Here is a 26,769-nt window from a genome sequence, read left to right as displayed (position 1 = left end):
CGTTACTCCTGCGCCTTTTTGAACGCGACGATGTCCTTGGGCGTGACCATGTCACCCACCTTGTTGCCCCAGGCATTGCGTTCGTAGGTGATGATCGCGGCAATGTCGACCTCCGACAGCTGCTTGCCGAACGCCGCCATGGCGGTACCCGCCTTGCCGTTGACGACGATGCCGATATGCCCTTCCGCGGGGCCGGTGGCGATCTTCGAACCCTTGAGTGGCGGGAACATTGGCGGCAGGCCTTCGCCGGTGGGCTGGTGGCAGGAAGCGCAGTTGGTCTGGTAGGCCTTCTCACCTCGCACCATCAGCTCGTCGAGGGTCCAGACCTTGCTGGTCAGCTCCTTCTCGGCCAGAGCCACCTGCTTGCGCTCGGTCAACCACTTGGCGAAGTCTTCCTTCGACTTGACCTCGACCACCACCGGCATGAAGCCGTGATCCTTGCCGCACAGCTCGGTGCACTGGCCACGGTAGATGCCGGGCGTGTCGATACGCGTCCAGGATTCGTTGACGAAGCCGGGGATGGCATCCTTCTTCACCGCCAGCGCCGGCACCCACCAGGAGTGGATCACGTCGGCAGCAGTAACCAGAAAGCGCACCTTGGTGCCCACCGGAATGACCAGCGGCTGGTCGACTTCCAGCAGGTAATGCTCATCCTTGGCCGACTGGTTGTGGATCTGCGCGCTGGGCGTGGCCAGGTTGCTGAAAAACTCCACTTCCTGACCCAGGTACTTGTAGTGCCATTTCCACTGATAACCGGTGATCTGGATATCCAGTTCCGATTCGCTGGTGTCGTAGATGTCGATCAGGGTCTTGGTCGCCGGTATCGCCATCACCACCAGAATCACCAGCGGCACGATGGTCCACAGGATCTCCACCGTGGTGCTTTCATGGAAGTGGGCCGGTTGCTGGCCGCTGGCGCGGCGGTGAATCAGCATCGACCAGAACATGATGCCGAACACCACCACACCGATAACCACACAGATCCAGAAAATGGTCATGTGCAGATCGAAGACGGAGCGGCTGACTTCGGTGGCGCCGGGTGACATGTTGACTGCCCACTCGGCATGGGCAGGTGAAAACGCAAGGCATAGCAGTGAAGCCATCCATACACGTGGATGTCGCATCATCGCGAGTTCCCCATTGTTCTTGTTTTGTCGCCGACTTGAGTCGCGCGCGGGAACGGCAGCCCACTACCACTGACCAGAATCGCCGTACTCTCACGGAGCACTCAATCGGGGTTCCAGGTAAAGCCCATCGAAGGGGAGTATAGACAGACCCTGCGACAGGGCGCCGCAGCTAGCAATTTTTTCCTCAAACGCCTGTAAGAAATCCTGAAACCCTCGCCGCACTAGGCGTAGAAAGATTTCCATCACGTTTGAGGTCGTTCAACTTTGGAAAAAATTTTGTCTTATGAGGATTAATTCTTAGTCTTAAATGGAGAGCGACTAAGGTCTTCTTGTTTTCTTCATCTTTCCGTCATGTCCTTGTGCAGGAGCCGTCATGAATACCGCTGCTCTACGTTCCCTGATCCAGCACGCTCACCAGCAGGAAGCTGTCAGCGGCCTGCTGCGGCAACAGCTGGAAACCCAGCTGGAGCGTCTGCATCCGGCCATTCAACTGCCGGACGAGGATGCCCTGACCGTGATGGCGCGCTTCGTCGCAGCCTATATCGATCAGGTCCCGGAGATGCTCGATGCCGCCGCCAGCGTGGCTGAGGAAGCCGGCATTCGCGAACAGATCCTGCCGGTGCTGAAAGTGGCAGAAACCTTCTTCCTCCAGCCGCCGGCCCTGCTCAGCGGCCATCAGGGCCTGGATGCCCTGCTCGACGAGGCCTACCTGGCCCATCGTCTGGTCGAAGAGGTCAACGACCGCTACATCAACCACCTCGGCCAGGTGCTGATTCCGCTGGATACCACCATGGCCAACCTGATCGCCCATCAGCTGATCGGCGAGCCCTTTGCCAATCAGCTCGACGAGGCGGTGCACCATGCCGTCGACGGCCTGCTCAACGAGGCCATCTTCCAGCGGGCCTCGGTGCAGGCCTACCGGGAACGCCTGTCCAACCCGCACACGGTGTCGGCCTGGAAGCGCTGGCCCTGCCTGTCGCGCGAACTGGGCGTCGAACTGCAGCTCAATCGCCAGCGCGCCTGACACTCGCGGCCTAAAGCAGCGACAGCTGACCACCCGGCGGCGCGAAGGCGCTGCAGTCCAGCTCCGGCTCCGGGTGGCGGTTCAGCCCCAGCCGCTTGCAGGCCACGGCAAAACGCTGCTGGAGCAGCTCAGCAAAGACCCCTTCGCCGGTAAAACGCGCGCCAAAGCGGCTGTCGTACAACTCACCACCCCGGCTCTGGCGAATCAGACTGAGCACATGGGCCACGCGCTGCGGGTAATGCGCCTGCAGCCATTCCTCGAACAGCGGAGCCACCTCACGCGGCAAACGCAACAGCATGTAGCGCGCCGACTGCGCTCCGGCCTTGCGCGCCGCCTCCAGCAGGGCCTCCAGCTCGCAGTCGTTGATCTGCGGGATCATCGGCGAACAGAGCACGCCCACCGGCACCCCGGCGCCACGCAGCACACGGATGCTGCGCAGCCGCGCGGTGGGTGCAGCGGCGCGGGGTTCGAGGATGCGTTTCAACTCGTCATCCAGGGTGGTCAGGCTGATATAGACCCGCAGCAGATGATGCTCGGCCAGCTCGCTCAGTAGGTCGAGGTCGCGCAGGATCAGCGCGCCCTTGGTGACGATGGTGACAGGATGGCGGTAGCGAAGCAGCACCTCCAGACAGCGCCGGGTCAGTTGCTGCTGGCGCTCGACGGGCTGGTAGGGGTCGGTATTGGCACCCAAGTTGATCGGCGCCGGCACATAGCCCGGCTTGCTCAGCTGCTGTTCCAGCAGGGCCGGAGCATTGGTCTTGGCAATCAGGCGGGTCTCGAAATCCAGCCCCGGCGACAGGTCCCAGTAAGCGTGGCTAGGCCGCGCATAGCAGTAGATACAACCGTGCTCACAACCCCGGTAGGGATTGAGCGAGCGGTCGAAGGGCAGGTCCGGTGACTGGTTGCGGGTGATGATGGTCTTGGCCGTCTCCACCCGCACCTCGGTGGCGCGACTGGGCGGTACTTCCTGATACCAGCCGTCGTCGCTGGCGATGATGTGCTGGGCGGCAAAGCGGTTGTGCGGATTGCTGGCGGTGCCGCGACCGCGCGGCGGCAGGGAAACGGACATGGGCAGCCCTCGACAAAATACTGTTTAAATATACAGTTATTTATCGAGAGCGACAGTTCAATCCATGCAACACCCCACCACCGACCCAACGGGCCAGGCGGCGGGATAGGTTAAAAACAGCGACCGGCCATTTTTTATGGCCTGCCATCCTCGGCAGCCACCCACTGGGCCGTCGCTGTGCGACGTTAAAAATAGCTCCCTGCTATTTTTTCAGTTTGGGATTGGGGAAGAACTGCACCGTCTGTCCCTTGGGCGCCGCCGGCTTGGCAGCAGCCTTGTTGACCCGGGTCGGGATCTCGCGCGGCACCGAGTTGCCTTGGGCATCCAGGGTATCGGAGAAGCCGCAGGCCACGCATTCACGGTGCGGCACGCCATCCACATCCCACATCTGGATCTTGTCCATCTCGCTGCAGGCCGGGCACACGGCGCCGGCGATGAAACGCTTCTTCGGCTGGCTCATGCTGCCTCCTCACTCAGACCACTGTGGCGCAGCAGCGCATCAATGGACGGCTCGCGGCCACGGAAGTCGACGAACAGGCGCATGGCTTCCTGCGAGCCGCCACGGGCCAGAATGGCCTCGCGGAAGGCACGGCCGGTTTCGGGGTTGAGCACACCCTGCTCCTCGAACAGCGAGAAGGCATCGGCGGAAAGCACCTCGGCCCACTTGTAGCTGTAGTAACCGGCCGCGTAACCGCCGGCGAAGATGTGCGCGAAGCTGTTGGCGAAGCGGTTGAAGGCCGGCGGACGGATCACCGCCACTTCATCGCGGATGCCTTCCAGCACCTCCAGCACGCTGCGACCATCGCCATGGGTGGCGTGCAGCTCGAAGTCGAACAGCGAGAACTCCAGCTGACGCACCATCATCAGGCCGGACTGGAAGTTCTTCGCCGCCAGCATCTTGTCCAGCAGGTCCTTGGGCAGCGGCTCGCCGCTCTCGAAATGGCCGGAGATCAGCGCCAGACCTTCCGGCTCCCAGCACCAGTTCTCCATGAACTGGCTGGGCAGCTCCACCGCATCCCAGGCCACGCCGTTGATGCCGGACACGCCCGCATGCTCGATGCGGGTCAGCAGATGGTGCAGGCCGTGGCCGAACTCGTGGAACAGGGTGGTGACCTCGTCGTGGGTGAGCAGTGCCGGCTGGCCTTCCACCGCTGGGGTGAAGTTGCACACCAGATTGGCCACCGGACTGATCAGCTCGCCAGAGGCCGAGCGGCGCTTGTCGCGGGCGCCGTCCATCCAGGCACCGCCGCGCTTGTTGGCGCGGGCGTAGAGGTCGAAGAAGAAGCGGCCGACATGCTGGCCGTTCTCGCGGATCTCGAACAGGCGCACATCCGGGTGCCAGCTGTCGAAGCCCTGCAGCTCGGTGATCTCGATGCCGTAGAGCTTCTGCACGATGGCAAACAGGCCGGACAGCACCTTGTCGATGGGGAACCAGGCGCGCACCTGCTCCTGGGAGATGCTGTAACGCTGCTGGCGCAGCTTCTCGCTGTAGTAACCGACATCCCAGCTCTGCAGATCGGCGCAACCCTGCTCCGCGGCAAAGGCTTTGAGCTCCTGCAGGTCGCGCTGGGCAAAGGGCTTGCTGCGCACGGCCAGATCGCGCAGGAAGTGCAGCACCTGCTCGGTATTTTCGGCCATCTTGCTGGCCAGGCTCAGCTCGCCGTAGTGGGCAAAACCAAGCAGGCGGGCCAGTTCCTGACGCAGGTCGAGGATCTGCTCCATCAGCGGGCCATTGTCGAACTGGCCGGCGTTCGGCCCCTGATCGGAGGCACGGGTGCAGTAGGCGGCGTACAGCTCCTCGCGCAGGGCACGGTCGTCGGCGTAGGTCATCACCGCGTAGTAGCTGGGGAACTCCAGACTGATCAGCCAGCCGTCCAGCTCCTTGGCCCTGGCGGCCTGCGCCATCTGTGCCTTGGCCGAGTCCGGCAGGCCAGCGAGCTGGGATTCATCGGTGATGTGCTTGGTCCAGGCCTGAGTGGCGTCGAGCAACTGGTTGGAGAAACGGCTGGTCAGCTCCGACAGCTTCATCTGGATCTCGCCGTAGCGTTGCTGCTCGGCCGGTGGCAGGTCGATACCGGACAGGCGGAAGTCGCGCAGGGCGTGCTCGAGAATGGTCTTCTGCGCCACCTCGAAGCCGGTAGCGGCCGGACTCTTGGCCAGCGCCTCATAAGCCTCGAACAGCGGTTTGTTCTGACCCATCTCGGTCCAGAATTCGGACAGCTTGGGCAGGCAGGCCTCGTACGCGGCGCGCAGCTCGGCGCTGTTGCACACGGCATTGAGGTGGCTGACCGGGCTCCAGGCACGACCCAGGCGCGCATTCAGCTCATCCAGCGCCAGCACCAGACCACTCCAGCTCGGGTTGCTCTGCTGGGTTTCCAGCAGCGCAGCGATGGCGGCACGGTTGTCGGCGAGGATCTGGTCGATCGCCGGCTCGACATGCTCGGCCTTGATCTGGGAATAGGGTGGCAGGTCGAAATCTTGCAGCAGCGGATTGCTCACGGTGGCACCTTATACGGATGGGCGCGGCAGCGCCGGATGCGCGCATCTTATTACAATCGACCGCCTACCTTCCTTTGGAGATCGCTATCGTGGCCATTAGACCTTTTCAGGACATGACACCCCGGCTCGGCGAGCGGGTGTTCATCGACGACTCGGCCGTGGTCATCGGCGATGTCAGCCTTGGCGACGACAGCTCGGTGTGGCCGCTCGCGGTGATCCGCGGCGATATGCACCGGATCAGGATTGGTCAGCGCAGCAGCGTGCAGGATGGCAGCGTGCTGCACATCACCCACGCTGGCCCCTTCAATGCCGACGGCTGGCCGCTGACCATCGGCGATGATGTGACCATCGGCCACAAGGCACTGCTGCACGGCTGCAGCGTGGGCAACCGGGTGCTGATCGGCATGGGCGCCATCGTCATGGACGGTGCCGTGATCGAAGACGACGTGGTGCTCGGCGCCGGCAGCCTGGTGCCACCCGGCAAGACCCTGCACAGCGGCTATCTGTATGTGGGCAGCCCGGTGAAGCAGGCCCGCCCGCTGAGCGAGAAGGAAAAAGCCTTCTTCACCTACAGCGCCGCCAACTACGTGCGCCTCAAGGACAGCTACCGCCACCAAGGATGATCTGCGGCAATCTTGTTGACTAGGCAAACAAGATTCTTGTTCTACGCTTGCTGAGTATTCGCAGCGACTGTGGCGCAGCCTTTGCTGCACGACGCTTTGACACTCTTCGCACCCTTAACGCGGAGCAAGGAAGAACGCTATGTCAGGTATCGACTTGTGGGATGACGATCTCGGCGCAGACAGCACAACAGTTGAAGTGCCGCCGTTACACATCCACCTGATTGCCTCTACTGAACACGAAGCCTTTTGGCGCAATGGGCTGGAAGAGCACGGCGTGTGCCTGGTTGACGCAGCAGCTCCGCACTGTCAGCTGATTCTTGTCGATGAACGCTGCCCCAACTTCGAACAACGCTTGGCGAGTCTGCCGCGTCTTCCCGAGCCTGAGCGGACACCCGTCTTTTTCCTGGTTACCGATGGTACGGAACCCGATTGCATGCGCGCGTTCTCCTGCGGCGCGGATGATTACGTGCACCTACCTATCAGCCCGGAAGCGTTGGCCGTACGTCTTAAACGCGCAGAACATCAGTTGCGTGACAATTCTGCGATGCGCCTGCAACTGAGCCAGTCTTCGCAGATCGCTTTTCAGTCGATGACCATGAATGCCGAACTGGGGCGCATTCTGCAATACATGGAATACGGATTTGCCTGTGAAGACTTCGCGTCTCTGGCCGCGCTCACACTGCGTACGCTCAACGAATTCGGTTTGCACGCCAGCATGGGTGTCTTCCACGACCGGGGCATGGCCTTTTTCTTCGACGACAACCTGCGCCGTCCCATTGAGCAAGAGGTTCTGGAAAACTCCCGCCTCCTGGGGCGAATTTCCGACTTTGGCATGCGGACCATCCTTAACTACCCACATGTGGCGATCCTGATCCGCAACATGCCGGTGGAGGACCCGATGCGCTACGGCATCATTAAGGACCATATCTGCTACATCGCCAATGGTCTGGAAGCCCGCACGCTGGCCATGATCAACGAGCTTCGCTCTCAGGAGCGCGCCATCCGCATCCAGACAACCGCCAGCGTACTGCAACAGATGATTGCTGAAATGGAGCAGGCCAAGCTGGAAGTGACTAAACGCAGCACCGAAGAGCTGCAAGCCATGCTCGACACCCTTAATCTGGAATTTTCTCAACTTTGCCTGACCGGCAACGAGGAGCAACGTCTGATGACATTGCTGGCCGATTCCAGCGATCGCATCCATGCCCTGTTCCGCAGTGCCGCCGAGCAGGACCAGCTGTTCCAGCACCTGCTCAGCAGCGTGGCACAGACTCTGGAACGCTAAGGTCGACTCAGCGCCTGCAGACGGGCTTGACGCTCAGCCTCCGGCTGTCTGGCCAGCTGCGCCACCGCCGCATAAAAGCGTGGCCAGTTCCCCTCATTCTGCGCAAACAGCCGGGCGAAGGCCGGCAGCCACTGCTCGTAAAGGCCCACCGGCAGCAGACGGGCATTGTTCAGTGGCGCGTTGATCCAGGCATCGAAACGCCGATCACCCTGCCACTGCCGGTCACGCAGCTGGCGATAGTCTTGGCGCAGCCGGGCAAACTCGGCCTGCTTGGCCTGGCGCATGGCGGACGCCGGCAACGTCTGCGCATACAGGGCTTCCAGACGCCCGCGACTGGCCAGCAGCAGCGCGGTGAACTGCTCACGCTGACGCTCCAGACGACCATCAGCAGCCGGTAGTCCGCGCTGCTGGCGCCACTGACGCAGTCCTTCCTCCTCGACGAAACGGGCGAAGGATTCGTTGAAGGCCGTGTCGCCGGGCAGGTAGAACTGCTGATGGGCCAGCTCGTGAAAAATCAGCCCGGCCAGCTCGGCATCGCTGCGCCGGAGCATGCTGCTGAGCAGCGGGTCGTCGAACCAGCCGAGGGTGGAGTAGGCCTCGATACCCACCACCGCCGTGTCCCAGCCTTCCTGCATAAGCAGCGCGGCAGCACCGCGCGCACGGCCCGGTGCAAAGTAGCCGCGGTAAGCCACGCAACCGGCCAGCGGAAAGCAGTGCGTCAGCGGCTGCAGGGAAAACTCCGGGCTGGCGAACAGATTCCACACCACATAGGGCCGGCCCAGCTCGACATAGCTGCGGTAGCTGCCATTGTCCGGCAGGGCCAGGCGTTGGCTGGCGAAATCCCGGGCGAGGGCCGCCTCGCGCAGGCGCGTCTTGAGTTGCTCCGGCTGCGCCGGGTCGGCTAGCAGGTCAGACAGAGCCTGCCGTTCGTACAGCAGCTGCCACTGCCCGGCAGCCAGATGCGGCAAATCGCGCAGCTGGCTACAGGCCGTAAGCAATAACAGCGAGAACAGGAGCAGGGCAGTCTTCATCGGCAGCACTACAGAAAGACGCTTTGGCGTTAGGCTAGATGGATCATTTGTGGAGGCTAGCACCATGCGCGCTGTGATTGTTTCTCTCCTGCTGCTGACCGGCTGTGCCGCACCACTGCCGGCTGCCGACCCGCAGCAGGCCTGGGTCGACCTGCAACCTTTGCCTGGCCAGGTGCTGATGGCCGATGAGCTGGACCGCCGCGACCTGCGCGACGGCCGCTATTTCCAAATGGCGCCAGGCAGCCACGAACTGCTCCTGCGCTATCAGTTCGAGCGCCCGGGAGGCGGTGGCCTGAGCGACCCGGGTGGCGGGCCGGTGTGGATCACCTGCCAGTTGCGCATAACCTATGAGCACTTTGCCGCCGGCCAGCGCTACCGGATCGACGCCCGCCCCATCAGCGGCTACCGCGCTCAGGCCTGGCTGCGCGATACCCAGAATCAGGTGCTGGCACGTGCTCAGGTGCTGCGTTGCGGCAGCTACTGAAATGACAAAGGCCGGAACAAGTCCGGCCTTTGTCCACGCTCCTACGCCTTACTGGCGTTGGTAGACGATTTCCTTGCTGCCAGCCTCGCAGCTTCCAACCACTGTCTTGTCGGTGACGCTGCCCTTGGCCACGATCTCCAGGCTGTAGGCGACAACGCCCTTGTCCTTGAGCTTGGCTTCGATTTCCGCCTTGAGTTCCTCGCAGGGCTTGGGTGCAGCCAGTGCCTGACCGGCCACCATCATCAGCCCTACAGCCCAGAATGCCTGTTTCATGCGTACGCTCCTTCGTTGCGTGAATGCTGCCGCGACAGGCGGCAGTGCCAGTCTAGCCTGTCCAAGATGACCAGCTGATGGCCGGCCATCCAAAGATGCTGACCACTCGGCCGGTGACTCAACTGTCGGCGATGCGGAAACCGATTTTCAGGCCGACCTGATAGTGCGCCACCTTGCCGTTGACGATATGCCCGCGGGTTTCGGTAACCTCGAACCAGTCCATGTTGCGCACGGACTTGGCACACTCGGCCAGGGCGTTGCTGATGGCATCCTCGATGCTGATAGTGGAAGAGCCGACGACTTCGATCTTCTTGTAGGTGCGATGGTCCGACATGGGCGTTCTCCGTTGCGGGGTGTACCCGCAAGCCTAGTCGAGAAGCATCACCTCAGCCGGTCAGTCACGCAGCTCGTGGGCCAGCCAGGCGGCCAGTTGCTCGGCGCGGCGATCACCGCGGCGGCCAGGCACCCACAGCGCCAGACGTCCGCCGGTTGCGGTGAAGCCCCAGGGCGCCAGCAGACGACCAGCCGCGAGGTCATCGGCCACCAGTTGCTGTGGTGCAATGGCCACACCGAGCCCGGCCATGGCGGCTTCCAGCAGGTAGTAGAGATGCTCGAAACCCTGCCCCAGCTGCAACGGCGCGGTGCCCAAGCCCTGACTGGCGGCCCACTGCGGCCAGGCCTGCGGGCGCGACACGGTATGCAGCAACGCCTCGCCCAGCAGAACACTGGCCGGAGCCCGGGCCAGCTCGGCGGCCCGCGCATGACGCGGGCTGAACACCGGGCCGATGCGTTCGGCGGCCAGCTCATACACCTGCAGGTCCGCCGGCCACGGCGGACTGGCAAAGCACAGGGTGGCATCCACCCCGGGGCGGCGCGGGTCCAGCTCGCCCTCGCTGGCCGACAGCTGCAGGCGCAGCTCGGGCAGTTCGCGGTTGAGGCGATCCAGACGCGGGATGAACCAGCGCGCCAGCAGGCTGCCCGGGCAGGCCAGCACGAAGGGCGCGTCTTCTCCCTGCCGGCGCAGGTCGGCACAGGTGCTGCGCAGGCGCTCGAAGGCATCAAAGGCGGCATCGCGCAGGCGCACGCCGGCATCGGTGAGTTTTACGCCGCGGCCGTCCTTGACGAACAGAACCAGGCCAAGCTGTTCCTCCAGCGCACGTATCTGCCGGCTCACGGCCCCGTGGGTGACACTCAGCTCTTCCGCCGCCTGGCTGACGCTCTGCAGGCGGGCAGCGGCCTCGAAGGCGCGCAGGGCATTCAGCGGGGGCAGGTCTCGGCTCATGGAATTGGTGAGTTTTTCTGACAGGTCAGCGCAATCTAATCGCTTTTCAGACCGGCAGCCAGGGGTAGAATGGCGCCATCACCCGATTAGCCACTCCCGCCAGGAGCCTGACATGACTTCATTCCGCAGCGGTCCCGACGCCAAGGGCCTGTTCGGCCGCTTCGGCGGCCAGTTCGTCGCCGAAACCCTGATGCCGCTGATCAACCAGCTGGCGGCCGAATATGAGAAGGCCAAGACCGACCCGGCCTTCCTCGAGGAGCTGGCCTACTTCCAGCGCGACTACATCGGCCGGGCCAGCCCGCTGTACTTCGCCGAGCGCCTGACCGAGCACTTCGGCGGGGCGAAGATCTACCTCAAGCGCGAAGACCTGAACCACACCGGCGCGCACAAGATCAACAACTGCATCGGCCAGATCCTGCTGGCCAAGCGCATGGGCAAGAAGCGCATCATCGCCGAGACCGGCGCCGGCATGCACGGCGTGGCCACCGCCACCGTGGCCGCGCGCTTCGGCATGCAGTGCGTGGTCTACATGGGCACCACCGACATCGACCGCCAGCAGGCCAACGTGTTCCGCATGAAGCTGCTCGGCGCCGAGGTGATTCCAGTCACCGCCGGCACCGGCACCCTCAAGGATGCGATGAACGAAGCCCTGCGCGACTGGGTGACCAACGTCGACAACACCTTCTACCTGATCGGCACCGCCGCCGGTCCGCACCCGTACCCGGCCATGGTCCGCGACTTCCAGTCGGTGATCGGCAACGAAGTGCGTGAGCAGATCATGCAGAAGGAAGGGCGCCTGCCCGATTCGCTGGTTGCCTGCATCGGCGGCGGCTCCAACGCCATCGGCCTGTTCCACCCCTTCCTCGATGACGAAGGCGTGCAGATCGTCGGCGTCGAAGCGGCCGGTCACGGCATCGACACCGGCAAGCATGCCGCCAGCATGGCCGGCGGCGCGCCGGGCGTGCTGCACGGCAACCGCACCTTCCTGCTGCAGGACGCGGACGGCCAGATCACCGATGCGCACTCGATCTCCGCCGGCCTCGACTACCCGGGCGTCGGCCCCGAACACGCCTGGTTGCACGAGATCAAGCGCGTCGAATACGTGCCCTGCACCGATGACGAAGCGCTGCAGGCGTTCCACCAGTGCTGCCGCCTGGAAGGCATCATCCCCGCGCTGGAGTCGGCCCACGCCCTGGCCGAAGCTTTCAAGCGCGCGGCCAAGCTGCCCAAGGAGCACCTGATGGTAGTCAACCTGTCCGGCCGCGGCGACAAGGACATGCAGACCGTGATGCATCACATGAGCGAACAGGAGAAGCACGCATGAGCCGCCTGCAGAGCCGCTTTGCCGAGCTGAAACAACAGAACCGCGCCGCGCTGGTGACCTTCGTCACCGCCGGTGACCCGGACTACGCCAGCAGCCTGGAAATCCTCAAGGGCCTGCCGGCCGCCGGCGCCGACGTGATCGAGCTGGGCATGCCCTTCACCGACCCGATGGCCGATGGCCCGGCGATCCAGCTGGCCAACATCCGCGCCCTGGCAGCGAAGCAGAACCTGCCGAAGACCCTGCAGATGGTCCGCGAATTCCGCGTCACCGACAGCAGCACGCCGCTGGTACTGATGGGCTACTACAACCCGATCTTCGCCTACGGTGTCGAGCGCTTCATCGCCGACGCCAAGGAAGCCGGAGTCGACGGCCTGATCATCGTCGACCTGCCGCCGGAGCATAACGACGAACTGTGCGAGCCGGCTCAGGCCGCCGGTCTGGACTTCATCCGTCTGACCACCCCGACCACCGACGACCAGCGCCTGCCCACCGTACTCAACGGCAGCTCGGGCTTCGTCTACTACGTCTCGGTGGCCGGCGTAACCGGCGCCGGCGCGGCCACCATGGACCACGTCGAGCAGGCCGTCGCCCGCCTGCGCCGCCATACCGACCTGCCACTGTGCATCGGCTTCGGCATCCGCACCCCCGAGCACGCCGCCGACGTGGCGCGCCGCGCCGATGGCGTGGTGGTGGGCTCGGCACTGGTCGACCAGATCGCCAAGGCCGAATCGCCGGCCCAGGCCATCGACGGCGTACTGAGTCTGTGTCGCGAACTGGCCAACGGCGTGCGCAACGCCCGCCAGTAAGCTGCCTGCGGGCGCTGGTGCAAAAAGGCCAATCCTGTGATTGGCCTTTTTTATTGTCCCCCTGCCGATCCTCCAGCCACTGGTCGGCGCAGCCATCCACGCAGACCAACGGTCTGGCTGCTAAGCACCGCGCGAACTAGCGTGATCAGACAGGCCGACCTGCAAGCTGAGTCGGAACACCGAGAGACCTGTCATGATCAACGACGACCTACCAGCCAATGCCAAAGCCGTATTCGAAGCCCGCGAGCTAAGCCGACCAACCAGCGTCTTTCAGGTTGATGGCCGAAGCAAAAGCGAACGCCGACAGACCCCCGATCGTCGCGAGATGATTCGCTTCCAGGAAGACCGACGCAGTGGGCTGGACCGGCGTCCCGCTTCTGGCTGGCAGTGCGGCGTGACCATCTGAGCAACCCCGGCACACAGGCATAAAGAAACCGCTGGGCTCGGTTGAGCACAGCGGTTTTGTGTTGCTGGCAAACCGGCCTTACTGAGCGGCGCGCTGAGCCATCTTCTGCTGCTTGTAAGCCAGCGCCGCCGGCGCCACCGGGGTGATCTTGCCGGTTTCGATCCACTTCTTCAGGCGGTTGGCGTCAGCCATGTGGGTCAGCTTGCCGAAGGAGTCGAGCACCACGAAGGCCACCGGCTTGCCTGCCATCTGCGTGCGCATCACCAGGCAGTGACCGGCGGCATTGGTGAAACCGGTCTTGGTCAGCTGAATGCTCCAGTTGGGCTTGTGCACCAGGCTGTTGGTGTTGCGAAAGCCCAGGGTGTAGTTCGGCTTGCGGAAGGCCTGGGTCTTCTCACGGGTGGTGCTGAACTGGCTGATCAGCGGGTACTGCTGGCTGGCCTTGAGCAGTTTGACCAGATCGGTGGCGGTGGAGACATTGCCTTCCGACAACCCGGTCGGGTCACGGTAGCGCGTGTGGCTCATGCCCAGCGCCTTGGCCTTGGCGTTCATCGCCGCAATAAACGCCGGCACGCCGCCCGGGTAATGATGGGCCAGGCTGGCGGCGGCGCGGTTCTCGGAGCTCATCAGGGTCAGCTGCAGCATGTCGCGGCGGCTCAGCTCACTGCCCAGACGCACGCGCGAGTAGATGCCGCGCATCTCCGGCACATCCTTGATCACCACCGGCAGCTGCTGATCCAGCGGCAGCTTGGCATCGAGGGTGACCATGGCCGTCATCAGCTTGGTCACCGAAGCAATCGGCGCCTGCAGGTCGGGGTTGCTGGAATAGAGCACCTGATTGGTCTTCAGGTCGACCAGCAGGGCGCTGCCGGAGGCCAGCTCCTGTACCGCAGGAGCCTTGTTGGCCGCCACGGCCAGCGGGGAGAGCAGGGCGCTGCCGAGCAGCAGACCGATAAGGGTTTGGCGAATCTTCACGGACATCTCTACCGGAAAATGGAAAAAGGACGACGCAGTATAACCGCGCCGTCCTTCAGGGCTTAGCTCTGAGCCGTGTCACTCACAGCAGCGGCACATCAGCCACATGCTCGCCTCGCTCGTACACCACATTGGCGCGGCCGACGATCAGTGGATCCAGGGCACCGATGGACTTCAGGTCCTTACCGGCATAGGGCAGTTTGTGCAGCACGTAACGCATGGCATTGAGGCGCGCGCGCTTCTTGCAGTTGGACTTGATCACCGTCCACGGCGCATCGGCCGTGTCGGTGTAGAAGAACATCGCTTCCTTGGCCTTGGTGTAATCGTCCCACTTGTCCAGCGAGGCCAGGTCGATGGGGCTGAGCTTCCACTGCTTGAGCGGGTGTTTTTCGCGCTCCTTGAAGCGCCGGCGCTGCTCTTCGCGACTGACCGAGAACCAGAACTTGATCAGGTGGATGTTGTTGCGCGCCAGCATGCGCTCGAACTCCGGCGCCTGACGCATGAACTCCAGATACTCCTCGTCCGAGCAGAACCCCATGACCCGCTCGACCCCGGCGCGGTTGTACCAGCTGCGGTCGAACATGACGATTTCGCCGGCGGTCGGCAGGTGCTGCACGTACCGCTGGAAATACCACTGGCCACGCTCCGCCTCGCTGGGTTTCTCCAGAGCGACGATATGCGCGCCACGCGGGTTGAGGTGTTCCATGAAACGCTTGATCGATCCCCCCTTGCCGGCAGCATCGCGTCCCTCGAAGAGGATCACCACCTTCTGCCCGGTCTCCTTGACCCAGGCCTGCAGCTTGAGCAGCTCAACCTGCAGACGGTACTTCTCGCGCTCGTAATTGCGCCGCGACATCAGGTTCTTGTACGGGTAGCCGCCATGACGCCAGTCCTTGGCCAGCTCGTCGTCCGGGTGCACCGGCTGCTTGTTGAACGGCAGGGCGTTCTCCTGACTGAGCAGGGCATTGCGCAGCGCCACCGCATCGTCGGCCGAGAGGCCGGTCATGAAGGTTTCCAGCGTCTTGAGCTGCGTATCGGTATCGCCCGGCGGAATCTGCGCGAGGATGTCCTTGATCGCCACGCTGGTGGCCTGCTGCGCGGCGGCGGTCTTTTCCTGCACTGCGTGGCGCTCAAGCTGCCGGGGTTGCAGCGAAGGCGCGGTATCGCCGGCCTGGACACGGCGCGGCCGCGGGGTACGGGACGGCGCTTTCTTGGCAGGTGAAGACGGCTGGGCAGGGGCACTGGTGGTGTTGGGAGTATCAGTCATGGGGTTCCTTCCGGGAGCAGAAACGCGAATTCGCACAGGGTGATCCGTCCAGTTATACGCCCGGGGTCATGTGGCATATAGACGCAGATCAATGCCGCGCGGCCCTGCCGGCAAGCGCCAGCAGGACTTTCCGGAAAGCCTAGTCGGTCGGAGCCTGAGGTGCCGGACCGCTGGGCAACAGCTGGGGTGCCTGCTGCCGAAGTTGGCTTTGCAGTTGTTCCAGTTGGACCAGCGCGGCACGCGCTTCATCCAGCTCGGCGTTGCTGCGATTCCCCGCCTGCTCGGCCTGGGCGATGCGCTCGCGAATCGCCGGAATCTGCTCGACGCCACGGGTCCAGGCCTGCACCTGGCTGCGCGTCTGCTCATCCTCGAAGGCCGCATAAGCCTGCGGATCGGCCAGTTGCGCCGCCGAAGCAGGCTGCCGCGGTTTGAGGCCGCCCTTGGCCGGCATGCGCGGATCACCCTGCTCGGCCATCAGCTGCATCAGCACCTGCGCCTCGACTGGGGAAAGCGCTGGCGCCGCAACCTCCGCCGGCGCCTCCGCGGCGGCCGGCAATGCCTCGACCGTGAATGCCGCCGGCTCTGCCTGCAAGGACGCTACCTGTCGTGCCGGCACTGCAACAGCTGCCGATGGGACGGCCACAGGCTCCGCCGCCGGTGGCAACGAGCCAAACCAGACCGTGCTGGCCGCTACTGCGGCGGCGGCCAGCACACTGCCTCCCAGCAGCCAGCGCCTCACAGCCCCTGCACCTTGGCGCTGGCCAGCAGCGCATCCAGGCGCGCCTGAAACTGGCTGGAGAGCTGCTGACGGGCCACCGCTTGATTGACCTCGAAGCGCACGCTGGGATCATTCAGCGGCAGCTGGCGGTCTTCACGCTGGCGCACCTCGATGATCTCGAAGGCGCCGTCGATCAGCATCGGCTGCGAGACAGTGCCGGCCTTCTGGATCAGCGCCGTCTTGCGCAGGAAGTCCAGCTGCGGATCGTTATGGCGGATCAGGCCGAGATCACCGGGTACGGCCAGCTGCTTGTCCTCGGCCAGCGAGTAGCGGCGTACCGCCTCGGCAAACGTCAGCCCCTGCTGGATCTCGTTGTAGACCCGGTCGGCACTGGCCTGATCGGCCAGACGCAGATGAGCGGCCTGAACGCTGGCGACGTTGCGGTACTGGGCCAGATTGGCCTGGTAATAGCGCTCGGCATCGGCATCGCTGACCCGCGCGGCCAGCGCCTTGAGGCTCGGGGTCTCATGGTGGAAGTCGTTGTACAGGCCGATCTGGTGCAGGTACTTGTGACGCACCAGCTTGTCGCGCACCAGACGGCGGATACCGTCCTGCTCCGCCTGGCTGTAGCCCATCCGGCCGAGCTGGTACCACAGGTAGTCACGCTGGGCGTATTCGCGCACCAGCTCGCCCATGAAACGCAGATTGCCCTGTTGCAGCTCGACCTGCGCCTGCACGCTGCCGGCCTGGTACAGCTGCAGCAGGTTCAGCCGTTGCCGCGGCTGCCCGGGAAACTGCCAGCCGATCAGCTCGACCGTGGCCGCCTCGGCCTGCTGCGCCTCGCTCAGCCACAGGCTGTTAAGCACCAGCCCCTGCGCCCTGGGCGCCAGCACCTGTTGCAGGCGCTGGGCACTGAGCGCCTTGGGCTCCTGCAGATAGGGGCGGATGTCATGGTCGAAGCGCCGGCCGTACACCTGATCGATCAGCTTGGCCGCTTCGCTCTCCACCAGGGCATCGAGGTCCTGACGGTTGGCCGGGGTCAGCTCCGCCTCGACCTCGCGGGCCAGCAGGTGGTTTTCCACCAGCCCCTTGCGCAGGCTGGCCGGGTCGGTATTGAACTTGATGAGGGTCAGCGCCTGCTGCAGCAAGGCAATGCTGCGGGCCGGCAACACCTCGCCATTGATGCGCAATTCCGGCGAAGCGCTGGCTGCCAGGCCAAAGCCTGCCAGCCAGAGCCCGCACAACGCGCTGCGCCAACTGCACCGCAGCGAAGCAGCCACCTTATAGACCACCCTGGCCGTAGAAGTGGTTGGCACCCTTGGTCAGCACGCTGACGGTCAGGGCAATCGACTGTGGAATCAGCTGCTTGGCCACCCGCAGACGGGTGTCGTAGCTGCTGTCATACAGCGGTTCCGGATGCTGATAGGCCACCTGCGCGGTCTGGGTCAGCAGATCGCGCACCGGCTGGCGCGGATCGTACTGGCTGACCAGGTTGGCCACCGCCACCGGGTTGTTCAGCTGCTCGCTGGCATAGTGATCATCGACCCAGCCTTCCCAGCTGGAATGGCCATTGGCCGAGGTGATCCAGGTGTGGTGCGGCTGCGCCACATCGCCGGTGGCATGCAGGGCAAAGCCGATGGTCTGCAGCGATGGCGCGGCCTTGAACTGGTCGAACCAGTACTTGGCCAGGTTGTCGATGGGCTGGAAGGCCGCCACCTGGAAGTCGTCGTAATGCTCATCCCAGTTCGAACGACTGCCCTGGCGGTAGTGTGCTTCCGTACTGTTGTAGTCGGAGGTTTTCAGGCCACGGTTGTACAGATAGACCATGGCGTACCAGTCGACATCACTGATGCTGCCGTCGACCTTGTGATAGCGGTAGTCGTAACCGCCATGGTCGTTGCCGTGACTGTCGCCCTGACGGCCCATGTTGATGAAGTGCCAGTAGGACGTGTAGTTGACCAGCGACGCCGCGGCATTCCAGACCGGAGCGTATTCGTAGCCAACCCACCAGCCACCCAGGCGGGTGTCCTTGAAGTCATCCACATCGTAAGCGGCCTGACCGAGAATCTCCCCGGCTTTAGCCTCGGAGCCGGCCGCGCCGACATAGAACTGATAGGCCCGGCGCATCTCGGCACTGGCATTGGCCGAGTTCATGAAGGCGAGGGCATCCTTGACGATGTTCTTGTGCGTGGGTTGCGACCAGGCAGCAGCCTGACCGGCCGAGAAGGCCAGGCCTAGACCAGCCGCCAAAAGCGACAGTTTTTTCATGGTGAGGCGCTCTTTTGTTGTTGGAGTGGCGCAGGATGATCAACCTGAAAGACAAGACCATGACGGTTCTTTTTCAGGTTGAGCGCCGAGTAGAGCGCGGTATTAAGGATTAAGCCCAGCCAACCAAATGCTGGGCTAGACCAGAATCATGTTTCGCTGAGTAACAACCGCAGGTGACGCAGTACAGGGGCCGAGTCGGGACGCACACCGCGCCACAGGAAGAAGGCTTCGGCGGCCTGCTCGACCAGCATGCCCAGACCGTCGATCACCCGCGCGGCGCCCTGCTCGGTCGCCCAGCGGTTGAAGGCGGTGAGCTCCTTGCCGTACATCATGTCGTAGCAGACGGTATGCCCGGCCTGGATCAGGCTCGGAGCAATCGCCGGCAGCTCACCGGCCAGACTGGCCGAGGTGCCGTTGATGATCAGGTCGACCGGCTCGTCCAGCCAGTCGAAGCCGGCAGCCAGCACCGGACCCAGATCGGCAAACTCCCGGGCCAGTTGCTCGGCCCTGGCCACTGTGCGGTTGGCGATCACCAGAGCCGCCGGGTGCTGTGCCAGCAGCGGTTCCAGCACGCCCCGCACAGCTCCGCCGGCGCCCAGCAAAAGAATGCGCTGGCCCGTCAGGTTCACCCCGGCATTGACCGTGAGATCACGCACCAGACCAGCACCATCGGTGTTGTCACCCAGCAGGCAGCCATCGTCCAGCTTCTTCAAGGTGTTCACGGCCCCGGCACGGCGGGCGCGCTCGCTCAGGCTGTCGGCCAGACGGAAGGCTTCTTCCTTGAACGGCACGGTGACATTGGCGCCGCGGCCTTCGGCAAAGAAGGCCCGGGCAAAGCCGGCAAAGTCATCCAGTGGCGCCAGCAGCGCCTCGTAGCTGAGCGCCTGACCGGTCTGCTCGGCAAACAGACGGTGGATCAGCGGCGACTTGCTGTGGCCGATGGGATTGCCGAATACGCCGTAGCGGTCCATCAGGCTTCCTCTTGCAGATTGGCGAGTTCGATCAGGTTGCGATCAGGGTCGCGGATATAAACGGACAGCAGCGCCCCGGTGGCGCCGGTGCGCGGCACCGGGCCTTCTTCGATGGCTACAGCACAGCGCTGCAGGTGCGTCATCACCTCGGCCAGCGGCGTGCTGACGAGCAGACACAGGTCGGCGGAACCGGGCGTGGGGCGCAGAGCCTTGGGCTCGAACTCGGCGCCGTGACGGTGCAGGTTGATCTTCTGCTGGCCAAAGGCGAGCGCCTTGCGGCCCTGGCCGAAGGTGACCACCTGCATCCCCAGCACACGCTGGTAGAAGGCACAGCTGGCGTCGATATCCGCCACGGTCAGCACCAGATGATCAAGGCGCTCGACACGCATGGGCTCAGGCCTCCAGCTGCAACCAGTCACGGTCCTGCAGGAAATACTCGGTCAGGCGCGCTTCCTCGCTGCCCGGCGCCGGCTTCCAGTCGTAACCCCAGCGCACGTGCGGTGGCAGCGACATGAGGATGGACTCGGTGCGCCCACCCGATTGCAGACCGAACAGGGTGCCGCGGTCGAAAACCAGATTGAACTCGACATAACGGCCCCGGCGATAAGCCTGGAACTCGCGCTGAGCCTCGGTAAACGGCGTGGCCTTGCGCTTCTGCACGATGGGCAGGTACGCGGTGATGTAGGCATCTCCGATGGCGCGCATAAAGGCGAAGCAGGTGTCGAAATCCCACTCGTTGAGATCGTCGAAGAACAGGCCGCCAATGCCGCGCGGCTCGCCACGGTGCTTGAGGTGGAAGTAACGGTCACACCAGGCCTTGTACTTGGGATAGACCTCGGCCCCGAAAGGCGCGCAGGCTTCCTGCGCGACACGGTGCCAGTGCACGCAGTCTTCCTCGTTGCCGTAGTAGGGCGTCAGGTCGAAGCCGCCACCGAACCACCAGACCGGCGCCTCGCCTTCCTTCTCGGCGATGAAGAAACGCACGTTGGCGTGGGAGGTCGGCACCTGCGGGTTTTCCGGGTGGATCACCAGCGACACGCCGAGGGCCTGAAAGGTACGCCCGGCCAGTTCGGGACGGTGAGCGCTGGCCGAAGGAGGCAGGCTGTCGCCAAAAACATGGGAGAAGTTGACCCCGCCTTTCTCGATCACCGCGCCGTTCTCGATCACCCGGGTGCGGCCACCGCCGCCGGCAGGGCGCTGCCAGCTGTCCTCAAAGAAGCGGGCCTTGCCGTCTTCGGCCTCGAGGGCAGCGCAGATACGGTCTTGCAGGTCGAGCAGGTAAGCCTTGACGGCGTCGATGGCAGCAGCGGTGTTCATCAGCAGGTCTCAATGGGCTGGAGGGCGGCGGGCATCAGCCCGGCCGGACGATATCGCCGGTAATCAGGTCGCGAATGATACTGGGGTTGCGCCGCCCACCCAAAGCACCACCGCACAAGCCATCGAGCTGGCCATGGAAATACTGCTCGACGCGCAGGCGCGTGCGCGCCGCCGCCCGGCCGGCGGGATTGGCCGAGGTGGAGACCAGAGGGCCATAGTGCAGGCACAGCTCGCGCACCGTCGGGTGAGCGGAAACGCGCAGGGCAACGCTCTCATGCGCACCGATGATCCAGGGCGGCAGACGCCCCTGGTGCGGCACCAGCCAGGTCTGCGGGCCCGGCCAGGTACTGCTCAGGCGGTCCTGCCAGCGCTGCGGCAGGTCATCGAGCAGAAAGTCGAACTGCTCGATAGCCGCCGCCACAAGAATCAAACCCTTGGCCATGGGCCGGTCCTTAAGCTCGAGCAAGCGCAATACCGCCGCCTCGCTCCACGGATCGCACCCCAGTCCCCAAACCGCTTCGGTCGGGTAGGCAATCACACCACCGGCACGCAGCACAGGTGCCAGCTGCAAGGTTTTCCAATGACTCACGGATATCTCCCGGAAAGAGCCGCCAGTCTAGCCTGAGCCAGCATCGGCTTTTGCCGATCCTCGGATAGAAACTAGCAGGCTGTTGAAAACGTTGGCGAGGCCGCCAGCGCAAGGCAAAAACAGGCGAAGAAGCGCAGTTTACGAACGGTAAATGAGCATAACTCGCTACGCTCGCCCCTTCGGGGCCGCACTAAAGTGCGTTGGCCACCAGTGGCCTGCTGAGCCTGTTTTTAACGCTGCGATGGCAACGCAGGTAGTTTTTCAACAGCCTGCTAGCGACAGGGCAACCAGAGATTACCCTCCCGGGCGATCAGACCATCCAGTTCCAGCTCGGTCAGCTGCACCAGCACCTCCGATAACGACTGCCCGCTGCTGAGCGCCAGGCTCTCGCTGCTGGCCGGGGAGGCGCGCAACAGCTTCAGCAGTGGGTGATCGGCCACAGGCGCAACCACCTCGGCGCTCGCCAGTGGCACCTGCCAACCCTGCAGGCTCTCCAGAATATGCGCCACCGACTCCACCAGCTGTGCCCCCTCACGGATCAACTGGTGGCAACCATGGGCGCCCGGATGATGAATCGAACCGGGCAATGCCCAGACCTCGCGCCCCTGCTCGGCGGCCAGGCGGGCCGTGATCAGCGAACCGCTGGAAGGCGACGCCTCAACCACCAGCACGCCGAGCGACAGCCCGCTGATCAAACGATTACGTCGTGGAAAGTTGGCCGCCTGCGGCGGACAGTCCAGCGGCAGTTCGGAAACCAGCGCACCACCTCCGCCCACGATGTCATCCGCCAGCCCGGCATGCCGCTGCGGATACAGGCACTGCAGGCCGGTGCCGAGCACCGCAACCGTCCGGCCACCCGTCAGAGCGCCTCGATGAGCCGCACCATCGATGCCTAATGCCAGACCACTGGTGACGACGAAACCGCTCTGCGCCAGACAGCGGGCAAAAGCCTCCGCACTCTGCAGACCCGGCCTGGAGGCCCGGCGACTGCCGACCATGGCGATCTGCGGGCGCTCCAGCACAGCCGGATCGCCCTGCACAAACAGCAGCGGCGGGGCATCGGTCAGCTCTGCCAGCAGCGCCGGGTAATCAGGATCGTGCAGACAAAGCAGGTGATGATCCGCCTGTTCCAGCCAGGCCAGAGCGTGGGCGGCACTGTCGCGGGTAGTGGAACTGCGGCGCTGTTCAGCCGCCTCGGCCGGCAAGCCCAATGAGCGCCAGGCGGAAGCAGGGGCACTGAGCGCGGCACTGGCACTGCCAAATACGTCCAGCAGACGGGACATGCGCCGGGGGCCGATAGCCGGCAGGGCATGCAGACGGAGACGCGCTTCCAGCTCAGCCGGAGAGAGAGCAGCCATATCGATCATCCTTGATCGGCCACCTGCCGGGGCAGGCATTGTTGCGGGAGAAAATTTACAGGAGAAAGAAAAACCCCCGCACTTGGCGGGGGTTGATCGATCAGGGGTTGCGCACCTTGTCGTTGACCTCAAGCTGCCGCACAGCCTTGAGCACAAGGCCATAGCTGAGCTTTTCGTAAGTGCGGAACACCATCAGCAGCCCGGCGCGCTCGTCCGGCACCTTGACCATTTCACCGGTTACGCGGTCGCGCACGGTCTCACCGGTCTTGTACACCGCCAGCACATTGCCTTCGACAAGGCCGTCGCGGCTTCCCTTGTTCAGGGTAACCACGTCGAAAGTGCCAATCTGGCTGACGCCACGGGGTACATCGACGATCACGCCCTTGATGTCCTGGCTGGGAGAACTCGGCATGAAGGTGGAATTGATCGCACGCTCTTCGGTTGGGAAGAGACGATCCCCCAGGCGCACTTCCTGAGTGGAGCGCTGCATGACCATGGTGGCGATATCGCCCTCAGTAGCCGTCAGCTCGGCAGCGCCCATGTCATCAGCATTGATGCCCAGAAACTCCTGAGTTTCGGGGTCGATATAACTCTTGCCCTGGCGATAGATGCCATAGACCGACGGTCCGGCAGGGAACTGGCCACGCGCATACACACGGTCACCCACCCCGCTGATCACACGTTCGGCGTTGCCGGCCACGACATAAGGAGCGGCCTGGAACGCTTCGGCAGTGTCAATGATGCGGTTGTTCAACAGGAAGCTGTTGATCTTCTCCAGCGGAATGGTCGGAATCGCTTCCGCCATCGGCGTGCTGCGCACCTGCGGCGACAGTTTGATGGTGCCGCGGGAGGCGCCGCGGTTGAGCATCAGACGCGGCTGGCCGTCGACGTACACCAGATTCAGCGTGTCGCCCGGGTAGATCAGATGGGGATTCTCCACCTGCGGGTTGGCGTGCCAGATTTCCGGCCACTTCCATGGCTCACTGAGGAACTTGCCGGAAATGTCCCAGAGGGTGTCACCGCGAACCACGGTATAACGCTCCGGATGACCTTCTTTGAGCTGCACCTGAGCCTGAGCCAGGCCGCCAGCGGCGAGGAGCAGCAGGGCGAGTAGTGATTTCCTCATGCGGTGAATCCCTTTATTATGTTGGTGCGCCCGAAAGCCGCGAAGAATGCGGCTTGAAGCCCATTTTCAATGCTGTTCATCATCTTAGCAGCGGATTTTGACTTTATTCCACAAGTGCATCACAAACGCATATGGCCATCCTCACCATCCTCGAGTTTCCTGACCCGCGCCTGCGGACCATCGCCAAGCCGGTCGAGGTGGTAGACGACGCCCTGCGCCAGCTGATCGACGACATGTTCGAGACCATGTATGCCGCTCCCGGCATCGGTCTGGCCGCGACTCAGGTCAATGTGCACAAGCGTCTGGTGGTGATGGACCTGTCCGAGGACAAATCCGAGCCCATGGTGTTCATCAACCCGGAATTCGAACCGCTGACCGAACAGATGGACCAGTACCAGGAAGGCTGTCTGTCAGTGCCTGGCTTCTACGAGAATGTCGACCGTCCGCAGAAGGTGCGGATCAAGGCACTGGACCGCAACGGCGAGCCTTTCGAGCTGGTGGCCGAGGGCCTGCTGGCCGTGTGCATCCAGCACGAGTGCGACCACCTCAACGGCAAGCTGTTTGTCGATTACCTGTCCAACCTCAAGCGTGACCGGATCAAGAAGAAGCTGGAAAAACAGCACCGTCTGCAAGCTTGATCCACGAACCCCAAAGGCTTGCTCCGGCAAGCCTTTTTCTTTTCCTGTAGCGAGTCATTCATGCGTATCGTCTTTGCTGGCACCCCGGAGTTCGCCGCCGAACACCTCAAGGCCCTGCTCGGCACCCAGCATCAGGTCATCGCCGTCTACACCCAGCCGGATCGCCCGGCCGGCCGCGGCCACAAGCTGATGCCCAGCCCGGTCAAGCAACTGGCCGTCGAGCACGGCATTGCGGTGTACCAGCCCGCCACCCTGCGGGCGCCGGAAGCACAGGCCGAACTGGCCGCGCTGCAACCGGACCTGATGGTTGTGGTGGCCTATGGATTGATCCTGCCTCAGGTGGTGCTGGACACCCCGCGTCTGGGCTGCATCAACAGCCATGCCTCGCTGCTGCCGCGCTGGCGGGGCGCGGCGCCGATCCAGCGCGCCGTGCAGGCGGGTGACAGTGAAAGCGGCGTCACCGTGATGCAGATGGAAGCCGGACTGGATACCGGCCCGATGCTGCTCAAGGTGACTACGCCCATTGCCGCCACCGACACCGGCGGCAGCCTGCATGACCGCCTTGCCGTGCTTGGCTCGCAGGCCGTGATTCAGGCCGTCGACGCACTGGCGGCTGGCACCCTCACGGGTGAGGTGCAGGACGACAGCCTGGCCAACTACGCACACAAGCTGAACAAGGACGAAGCTCGCCTCGACTGGAGTCGTCCGGCCGTCGAGCTGGAGCGTCTGGTACGTGCCTTCAACCCCTGGCCGGTCTGCCACAGCACGCTGAACGGCGAGCCGCTGAAAGTGCTGGCCGCCTCTCTGGGCGAGGGCAGCGGGCAGCCCGGACAGATTCTCACCACCAGCAAGGACGGCCTGACCGTCGCCTGCGGAGAAGGCGCCCTGCGTCTGACCCGCCTGCAGCTGCCTGGTGGCAAGCCGCTGGCCTTTGCCGACCTGTACAACAGCCGCCGCGAGCAGTTCGCTCCCGGCCTGGTGCTCGGCCAATGAATCCCCGCCTGGCCGCCGCCCGCGCCCTGGCGGCCGTCCTCAACGGCAAGGCCTCACTGGGCAGCAGTCTGCCGCCACTGCTGGACAGGGTTGAACCGCGTGACCGCGCGCTGGCGCAGGATCTGGCCTTCGGCACCGCCCGCTGGCAACCGCGTCTGGCCCTGTTGATGGACAAGCTGCTGCAGAAGCCCTTCAAGGCTGCCGACCGTGATGTCGAGGCACTGCTGCTGGTGGGTCTGTATCAACTGCTGCATACCCGCATTCCCGCCCACGCGGCCATCGGCGAGACGGTGGCCTGCGTCGACAAACTGAAGAAAAGCTCGCTGAAAGGCCTGCTCAACGCCGTGCTGCGCCGGGCCCAGCGCGAGCATGAAGCCCTGCTCGCCGAACTGGATCGCGATCCGGTCCTGCACACAGCCCATCCACGCTGGCTGCAAAAGCGCCTGAAGGCCGACTGGCCTGAGCAGTGGCAGGCCATCTGCGCGGCCAACAATCAGCACCCGCCGTTGCTGCTGCGGGTCAATCGCCGTCAGGGCAGCCGCGAGCAGTACCTCGCCGAGCTTCAGGCCGCCGGCATTGCCGCCGAACCCTGTGCCTTCAGCCGCGATGGCATTCGCCTGCCCGAAGCCTGCGATGTGAAAACCTTGCCCGGTTTCATGGAAGGGCGCGTCAGTGTGCAGGATGAAGCCGCGCAACTGGCTGCCGACCTGCTCGACCTGGCCCCACGGCAGCGCGTGCTGGATGCCTGCGCAGCGCCCGGCGGCAAGACCTGCCACCTGCTGGAAGCTGAACCCGGTCTCAGCCATGTCACCGCCATTGACCTGGAACAAAGCCGGCTGGCGCGGGTGCGCGACAATCTCGACCGTCTGGGTCTGGATGCCGAGCTGATTGCCGCCGACGGTCGTGAGACCAAGGTCTGGTGGGACGGCAAACCCTTCCAACGCATTCTGCTGGATGCGCCGTGTTCGGCCACCGGTGTGATCCGCCGCCACCCGGACATCAAGCTGACACGCCAGGAGAGCGACATCGCCGCCCTGACTCAGCTGCAGGGCGAGCTGCTGGACGCCCTGTGGCCGACCCTGGAAGTGGGCGGCATCCTGCTGTACGCCACCTGTTCGGTGCTGCCGCAGGAGAACTCGGACAACATCGGTGCCTTTCTCGCCCGCACCCCCGGGGCGCGCGAGCTGGACATCACCGGGCCCTTTGGCCTGAAACAGGCGCATGGCCGCCAGTTGCTGCCGCAGGACGGCGGTCACGACGGTTTCTACTATGCCAAGCTGATCAAGATTGCCGCGTCACCACGCGGCTGACGGAGT

29 protein-coding genes are annotated in these 26,769 nt (G+C 64.0%); 10 read left to right on the top strand and 19 right to left on the bottom strand.

What is annotated here, in order from left to right:
- Window positions 1-2: 2 nt before the first annotated feature.
- Complete coding sequence (coxB, locus tag CK486_RS14260; protein ID WP_095940973.1) at window positions 3-1,127, bottom strand: cytochrome c oxidase subunit II; 1,125 nt, start codon at window positions 1,125-1,127, stop codon at window positions 3-5.
- A 373-nt stretch (window positions 1,128-1,500) separates the two neighbouring features.
- Between coxB and CK486_RS14255 the strand changes: the two genes are divergently transcribed.
- On the top strand, window positions 1,501-2,151 hold the full coding sequence (locus CK486_RS14255; protein ID WP_095940972.1) for a hypothetical protein: 651 nt from the start codon (window positions 1,501-1,503) through the stop codon (window positions 2,149-2,151).
- Window positions 2,152-2,161: 10 nt separating this feature from the next.
- Here the strand turns inward: CK486_RS14255 and CK486_RS14250 are convergent, their stop codons facing one another.
- The 3 genes from CK486_RS14250 to prlC form a co-directional block, all read right to left on the bottom strand.
- Window positions 2,162-3,220, bottom strand: coding sequence for a PA0069 family radical SAM protein (locus CK486_RS14250; RefSeq protein WP_095940971.1), 1,059 nt, complete (start codon window positions 3,218-3,220; stop codon window positions 2,162-2,164).
- A gap of 202 nt (window positions 3,221-3,422) precedes the next feature.
- The gene (locus CK486_RS14245; RefSeq protein ID WP_095940970.1) at window positions 3,423-3,680 is read right to left on the bottom strand and encodes a YheV family putative zinc ribbon protein; all 258 of its coding nucleotides are present in this window, start codon (window positions 3,678-3,680) and stop codon (window positions 3,423-3,425) included.
- The gene (prlC, locus tag CK486_RS14240) at window positions 3,677-5,719 is read right to left on the bottom strand and encodes an oligopeptidase A (protein WP_095940969.1); all 2,043 of its coding nucleotides are present in this window, start codon (window positions 5,717-5,719) and stop codon (window positions 3,677-3,679) included. Before prlC ends, CK486_RS14245 begins: the two co-directional genes overlap by 4 nt.
- A gap of 89 nt (window positions 5,720-5,808) precedes the next feature.
- On the opposite strand from prlC, the gene CK486_RS14235 reads away from it, so the two are divergent.
- Both CK486_RS14235 and CK486_RS14230 read left to right on the top strand, forming a co-directional pair.
- On the top strand, window positions 5,809-6,342 hold the full coding sequence (locus CK486_RS14235) for a gamma carbonic anhydrase family protein (RefSeq protein WP_095941016.1): 534 nt from the start codon (window positions 5,809-5,811) through the stop codon (window positions 6,340-6,342).
- Between the two features lie 139 nt (window positions 6,343-6,481).
- The gene (locus tag CK486_RS14230; RefSeq protein ID WP_095940968.1) at window positions 6,482-7,627 is read left to right on the top strand and encodes a response regulator transcription factor; all 1,146 of its coding nucleotides are present in this window, start codon (window positions 6,482-6,484) and stop codon (window positions 7,625-7,627) included.
- Here the strand turns inward: CK486_RS14230 and CK486_RS14225 are convergent.
- The gene (locus CK486_RS14225; RefSeq protein WP_176481716.1) at window positions 7,624-8,658 is read right to left on the bottom strand and encodes an aminopeptidase; all 1,035 of its coding nucleotides are present in this window, start codon (window positions 8,656-8,658) and stop codon (window positions 7,624-7,626) included. The two genes, CK486_RS14230 and CK486_RS14225, sit on opposite strands and share 4 nt — an antisense overlap.
- 64 nt (window positions 8,659-8,722) lie before the next feature.
- On the opposite strand from CK486_RS14225, the gene CK486_RS14220 reads away from it, so the two are divergent.
- Entirely contained in the window at window positions 8,723-9,142 is a 420-nt protein-coding gene (locus CK486_RS14220; protein ID WP_095940966.1) for a hypothetical protein, read from the top strand.
- 48 nt (window positions 9,143-9,190) lie between these two features.
- Here CK486_RS14220 and CK486_RS14215 read toward each other — a convergent pair whose 3' ends face one another.
- The 3 genes from CK486_RS14215 to CK486_RS14205 all read right to left on the bottom strand — a co-directional run bounded on the left by CK486_RS14215 (window position 9,191) and on the right by CK486_RS14205 (window position 10,697).
- On the bottom strand, window positions 9,191-9,415 hold the full coding sequence (locus CK486_RS14215; protein ID WP_095940965.1) for a DUF1161 domain-containing protein: 225 nt from the start codon (window positions 9,413-9,415) through the stop codon (window positions 9,191-9,193).
- A gap of 118 nt (window positions 9,416-9,533) precedes the next feature.
- Window positions 9,534-9,749: a dodecin gene (locus CK486_RS14210; protein ID WP_095940964.1), complete on the bottom strand. Its 216-nt coding sequence runs from the start codon at window positions 9,747-9,749 to the stop codon at window positions 9,534-9,536.
- A 60-nt stretch (window positions 9,750-9,809) separates the two neighbouring features.
- On the bottom strand, window positions 9,810-10,697 hold the full coding sequence (locus CK486_RS14205; protein WP_095940963.1) for a LysR family transcriptional regulator: 888 nt from the start codon (window positions 10,695-10,697) through the stop codon (window positions 9,810-9,812).
- Window positions 10,698-10,809: 112 nt separating this feature from the next.
- Here CK486_RS14205 and trpB point away from each other — a divergent pair, with 112 nt between their 5' ends.
- The 3 genes from trpB (at window position 10,810) to CK486_RS14190 (ending at window position 13,233) form a co-directional block, all read left to right on the top strand.
- The gene (trpB, locus tag CK486_RS14200) at window positions 10,810-12,021 is read left to right on the top strand and encodes a tryptophan synthase subunit beta (RefSeq protein ID WP_095940962.1); all 1,212 of its coding nucleotides are present in this window, start codon (window positions 10,810-10,812) and stop codon (window positions 12,019-12,021) included.
- Window positions 12,018-12,827 (top strand): tryptophan synthase subunit alpha, encoded by an 810-nt coding sequence (gene trpA, locus CK486_RS14195; protein ID WP_095940961.1) that lies wholly within the window; start codon window positions 12,018-12,020, stop codon window positions 12,825-12,827. The genes trpB and trpA overlap by 4 nt, the downstream gene beginning before the upstream one ends.
- Before the next feature lie 193 nt (window positions 12,828-13,020).
- A complete protein-coding gene (locus CK486_RS14190) occupies window positions 13,021-13,233 on the top strand; it encodes a hypothetical protein (RefSeq protein ID WP_095940960.1) in 213 nt (70 codons plus the stop codon).
- Between the two features lie 78 nt (window positions 13,234-13,311).
- On the opposite strand, the gene pbpG is transcribed toward CK486_RS14190, so the two are convergent.
- The 11 genes from pbpG to CK486_RS14135 all read right to left on the bottom strand — a co-directional run bounded on the left by pbpG (window position 13,312) and on the right by CK486_RS14135 (window position 23,822).
- Complete coding sequence (gene pbpG, locus CK486_RS14185) at window positions 13,312-14,208, bottom strand: D-alanyl-D-alanine endopeptidase (RefSeq protein ID WP_095941015.1); 897 nt, start codon at window positions 14,206-14,208, stop codon at window positions 13,312-13,314.
- Window positions 14,209-14,290: 82 nt separating this feature from the next.
- On the bottom strand, window positions 14,291-15,475 hold the full coding sequence (gene ppk2, locus CK486_RS14180; RefSeq protein WP_095940959.1) for a polyphosphate kinase 2: 1,185 nt from the start codon (window positions 15,473-15,475) through the stop codon (window positions 14,291-14,293).
- A 139-nt stretch (window positions 15,476-15,614) separates the two neighbouring features.
- On the bottom strand, window positions 15,615-16,214 hold the full coding sequence (locus CK486_RS14175) for a hypothetical protein (RefSeq protein ID WP_095940958.1): 600 nt from the start codon (window positions 16,212-16,214) through the stop codon (window positions 15,615-15,617).
- Window positions 16,211-17,473: a peptidylprolyl isomerase gene (locus CK486_RS14170; protein WP_095940957.1), complete on the bottom strand. Its 1,263-nt coding sequence runs from the start codon at window positions 17,471-17,473 to the stop codon at window positions 16,211-16,213. Before CK486_RS14170 ends, CK486_RS14175 begins: the two co-directional genes overlap by 4 nt.
- A 1-nt stretch (window position 17,474) precedes the next feature.
- Entirely contained in the window at window positions 17,475-18,461 is a 987-nt protein-coding gene (locus tag CK486_RS14165) for a phospholipase (RefSeq protein ID WP_095940956.1), read from the bottom strand.
- 146 nt (window positions 18,462-18,607) lie between these two features.
- Entirely contained in the window at window positions 18,608-19,432 is an 825-nt protein-coding gene (aroE, locus tag CK486_RS14160) for a shikimate dehydrogenase (protein WP_095940955.1), read from the bottom strand.
- Entirely contained in the window at window positions 19,432-19,821 is a 390-nt protein-coding gene (locus CK486_RS14155) for a VOC family protein (protein WP_095940954.1), read from the bottom strand. The genes aroE and CK486_RS14155 overlap by 1 nt, the downstream gene beginning before the upstream one ends.
- A gap of 4 nt (window positions 19,822-19,825) precedes the next feature.
- Window positions 19,826-20,749: an oxygen-dependent coproporphyrinogen oxidase gene (gene hemF, locus CK486_RS14150; RefSeq protein ID WP_095940953.1), complete on the bottom strand. Its 924-nt coding sequence runs from the start codon at window positions 20,747-20,749 to the stop codon at window positions 19,826-19,828.
- A 34-nt stretch (window positions 20,750-20,783) separates the two neighbouring features.
- On the bottom strand, window positions 20,784-21,338 hold the full coding sequence (locus CK486_RS14145) for an L-threonylcarbamoyladenylate synthase (protein WP_095940952.1): 555 nt from the start codon (window positions 21,336-21,338) through the stop codon (window positions 20,784-20,786).
- A gap of 272 nt (window positions 21,339-21,610) precedes the next feature.
- Window positions 21,611-22,696, bottom strand: a complete 1,086-nt coding sequence (dprA, locus tag CK486_RS14140; RefSeq protein WP_095940951.1) for a DNA-processing protein DprA — start codon at window positions 22,694-22,696, stop codon at window positions 21,611-21,613.
- A 100-nt stretch (window positions 22,697-22,796) separates the two neighbouring features.
- Complete coding sequence (locus CK486_RS14135) at window positions 22,797-23,822, bottom strand: LysM peptidoglycan-binding domain-containing protein (RefSeq protein ID WP_095940950.1); 1,026 nt, start codon at window positions 23,820-23,822, stop codon at window positions 22,797-22,799.
- A gap of 131 nt (window positions 23,823-23,953) precedes the next feature.
- Between CK486_RS14135 and def the strand changes: the two genes are divergently transcribed.
- Genes def through rsmB form a run of 3 tightly spaced genes read left to right on the top strand, consistent with a single transcriptional unit; the run spans window position 23,954 to window position 26,763 of the window.
- Window positions 23,954-24,460, top strand: a complete 507-nt coding sequence (def, locus tag CK486_RS14130; protein ID WP_095940949.1) for a peptide deformylase — start codon at window positions 23,954-23,956, stop codon at window positions 24,458-24,460.
- Window positions 24,461-24,520: 60 nt separating this feature from the next.
- A complete protein-coding gene (gene fmt / locus CK486_RS14125) occupies window positions 24,521-25,453 on the top strand; it encodes a methionyl-tRNA formyltransferase (protein ID WP_095940948.1) in 933 nt (310 codons plus the stop codon).
- Window positions 25,450-26,763 carry a 16S rRNA (cytosine(967)-C(5))-methyltransferase RsmB gene (gene rsmB / locus CK486_RS14120; RefSeq protein ID WP_095940947.1) on the top strand — a complete coding sequence of 438 codons (1,314 nt, stop codon included), beginning with the start codon at window positions 25,450-25,452 and terminating at the stop codon, window positions 26,761-26,763. The genes fmt and rsmB overlap by 4 nt, the downstream gene beginning before the upstream one ends.
- Window positions 26,764-26,769 lie beyond the last annotated feature (6 nt).

Origin of the sequence: Pseudomonas sp. HAR-UPW-AIA-41, assembly GCF_002304225.1 — a bacterium.
Lineage (GTDB): Bacteria > Pseudomonadota > Gammaproteobacteria > Pseudomonadales > Pseudomonadaceae > Aquipseudomonas.
The sequence above is the reverse complement of the archived record's forward strand: the minus strand, read 5'-3'. Positions and strand labels throughout refer to the sequence as shown.